General features: G+C 45.6%; 5 protein-coding genes. 1 reads left to right on the plus strand and 4 read right to left on the minus strand.

Features of this window, described 5'->3' with window-relative positions:
- The 4 genes from ACESLU_RS13635 to ACESLU_RS13650 form a co-directional block, all read right to left on the minus strand.
- The coding region (locus ACESLU_RS13635) for a TolC family protein (protein ID WP_372639178.1) at positions 1–544 on the minus strand (544 nt) is incomplete at its 3' end.
- A gap of 299 nt (positions 545–843) precedes the next feature.
- The gene (locus ACESLU_RS13640; RefSeq protein WP_372639179.1) at positions 844–1,239 is read right to left on the minus strand and encodes a hypothetical protein; all 396 of its coding nucleotides are present in this window, start codon (positions 1,237–1,239) and stop codon (positions 844–846) included.
- 6 nt (positions 1,240–1,245) lie between these two features.
- A complete protein-coding gene (locus ACESLU_RS13645) occupies positions 1,246–1,683 on the minus strand; it encodes a phage holin family protein (RefSeq protein ID WP_372639180.1) in 438 nt (145 codons plus the stop codon).
- Positions 1,684–1,685: 2 nt separating this feature from the next.
- Positions 1,686–1,898: a hypothetical protein gene (locus tag ACESLU_RS13650; protein WP_372639181.1), complete on the minus strand. Its 213-nt coding sequence runs from the start codon at positions 1,896–1,898 to the stop codon at positions 1,686–1,688.
- Between the two features lie 533 nt (positions 1,899–2,431).
- On the opposite strand from ACESLU_RS13650, the gene bshB1 reads away from it, so the two are divergent.
- Positions 2,432–2,951, plus strand: a 520-nt coding sequence (gene bshB1 / locus ACESLU_RS13655) for a bacillithiol biosynthesis deacetylase BshB1 (RefSeq protein WP_372639182.1), incomplete at its 3' end; no start/stop codon positions are given.

A 2,951-nucleotide genomic window follows, 5' to 3' on the forward strand; every position in this document is an offset into this window, starting at 1 on the left:
CCACCTGGGCACGCACCTGCTGCAGTGTTTGCCGGGAGGCCTCCAGGTTTTCACGATCAATTTCCAAAAAATGCTGGTCCAAAATATACTGCAGATAGTTGCTGGCCGTATTGAAAATGACATTTTCTCGCACACGTTGAAGATTCTTTTCGATAGATTGTTTGTCGTACCTGCTGCTCCTGAGTGAATGTAAATTTTCAAACCCGCTAAAAATCGGCAGATCGGCATTTGCACTGCTGAAAAAGGAGTTGGTAGTTTCCGTAACGATTTCACCTATATCCTGGTTGAAATTACGGCCAATACTTCTATTACCTGACAGCGTTGCGTTCAGGGATGGAATGTAATCGGCTTTTTCACTGCGCACCTGGTTTTCGGCAAGTTCCACGTCGTTCTCTGCTATTTTGAGCTGGCTATTGTTTTCGAGAGCGATATCGATGGCATCTTCGAGGGAAATATTCCTGATATCTTGTGTATTTTGGGCTTGCAAAGCAGCCGACAGGCTAAAGCCGATGAGGAGTAAGAGAATCCCTTTACGCATATTCATAGCAATATTTGGTTGTGTTTATTCCTTGTGATTACACGAACTATTATAAAAATAGTTACACTGCGAAAAGATCTTTTTATGTAAAAAAATCAAAAACGACCATCACTGCTAAATTGAAAAAGCTGTTTTTCCTATATACTGAAAAAACCATTCTCTGGGGGGATTGCAACAGATCTTAGGGGGACACGTAAAAAGATGCAGCCACTTCCTTCTTGGTCAACCTTGGCTTTGAGCCTTAACCTCAACTTCACCCCTTACTAATAATCGCGTAACTTCTTATTCTCAGACTTGACAAAAACCTACTGTTGTTCTTCTGTAGTACCGTTGGAGGCCCCGAAATGCCGGCCTGCCTTTTTATCAATCTTCTGTTCCATAAAGTCGGTTGCAAATGAAAGGGCTTTCTTGGTTGCCAGTCGTTTTAACTCATACAGCAGCGTATTGGTAAACTTACCATCCGAAGCGGAGGAAGAGCCGGACGAATGACGGTCCTTATGTCCCAGCAGAAAACCAAGTAGAAGCGCTCCTCCCACCACTGGCAGCGGGTGCTCCCGGATAAAGGATTTGGGATCCAGCTTGTCGGATACCTCGCTCCGAACCCGGTCGATGGAGTCATCAAGCTCATGCTGTATACTGTCGAGCTCGGCCTCCAGCTCTCTTTTTTTCTGTTCCAGTTTATCTTTTTTTTCCATTGCCATAATAGTTTACCGTTCCTTATTCAATGATGATTCAATTTCAGGGCCTTCGAGTTGCCGGGGTTGAGCCTTGCCATTCTGTTCAATCGCATCTATAACTTCATTTTCAAAGAGTTCCTGTAGCTCCTCAAATAATCGATCAGGTTTTAAATAAATAAATAATGTACCCAGAATAAATAGCGGAATGGAAACAATCACAAAGCCCAAGCCCGGGATACCCAGCAAATAATCAAGGTAGATGGCCAAAGCAACAAATAAAAAACAGAAGCCAACAAGCACTAAAACAGCTCCTGCAGAACGCTGGACGGATATGGCTATCCACTTGGAAAAAGATTCTCCCAAGCGCAGCACGATCAGCTCAATGCGTTTTTCAGCATAACGCTTGAGATCTGATGTTATACTGCGAAGCCTCTCTCCCACCGGGTCTGTGGTTTTGTTTGATTTCATGATTAGTCGTCGGAACTTAATAGTTTACCTAACACATAACCGGCAAACAATCCTGCCGCTACGCTTTTTATAGGGTGTTTTCGGATAAGTGTTTCTGTCTGTTTTTTGAGTTCTTCCGCCCTTTTGGGCAGCTCATCATTTTCTACCAGGCGCCGCCCGTGATCGAGGGCGTCGTCCAGGCGCCGGTTTAGATTTTGAAGGATCTCTTCATTCATAACGACCTAGATTTTAGATTTAGGATTTTTTTCTTCTCTGCTGCACTTAATTTAAGGAAATTCTGAGTAAAGTGATGCATTATTAAATGCTTTCACTCATATCTCAGGCTATTGATGGGATCCAGCTGTGCAGCTTTACAGGCATGATGTACCCCGAAAGCATACCGATAACGAACATTCCGATAAATACCCCCAGAACTGCCCGCACGGAATGACGGGATCTGTTTCCATCCGGGAAGCCATGCCGTTGCTTACCTCATTCATGAGGGTCACCATGAAACCATATCGATAATAATGCACAGGGTCGTATGGATAGCGTTTTACTAATCCACCATGCGCGGAGTGAAATCTTAAATCCCTCCCGTGTATTGGTTAGCAATCGTGTCATCAAAATGTTATGACTTAATTTCAGCTCTAAAAAACGTTTTACGCGAACCAGGGCAAATCGTTGCATCTGAATGAATTTGATGTCATTTTATATGCCTTGGATTCATGAAGTAACCAGTAACCTATATATTATTTACATATTAACTATGAAACTGGATGTTTTAGCATTGGCGTCCCACCCGGATGATACCGAACTCTGCTGCGGAGGAACGCTGGCAGCCCTGGCCAAACAGGGTAAAAAGGTGGGGGTCATTGACTTTACGCGGGGCGAGATGGGCACCCGGGGTACCCCGGAAAAACGGATGGAGGAAGCCGCGGCCGCGGCGGATATGGTGGCCCTGAAAGTACGGGAAAACCTCGGTATTGCCGATACCGACATCCGGAACAACCGGGACAACCAGCTCAGGATCATACAAAAGATCCGGGAATACCAGCCCCATATCTGCCTGGTGGGTGCACCGTCGGACCGGCATCCGGATCACGGACAAGGCACCCGGCTGGCGCTGGATGCGCTTTTTTACAGCGGATTACCCAAGATAGAAACCATTGATGAGCACGATCGTCCGCAGCAGCGCTGGAGGCCGTCGCACATCCTTCACTATATGCAGGATCGACCTTTTGAACCGGATTTGGTCTTTGATATCACCGAAACCTTTGACACGAAGA

Source organism: Fodinibius sp., assembly GCF_041642155.1.
Classification (GTDB): Bacteria; Bacteroidota; Rhodothermia; order Balneolales; family Balneolaceae; genus Fodinibius.

Coding starts and splice junctions, on each gene's coding strand:
- ACESLU_RS13640 (WP_372639179.1), bottom strand. CDS start 1,239: ATGGCAATGGAAAAAAAAGATAAACTGGAACAGAAAAAAAGAGAGCTG.
- ACESLU_RS13645 (WP_372639180.1), bottom strand. CDS start 1,683: ATGAAATCAAACAAAACCACAGACCCGGTGGGAGAGAGGCTTCGCAGT.
- ACESLU_RS13650 (WP_372639181.1), bottom strand. CDS start 1,898: ATGAATGAAGAGATCCTTCAAAATCTAAACCGGCGCCTGGACGACGCC.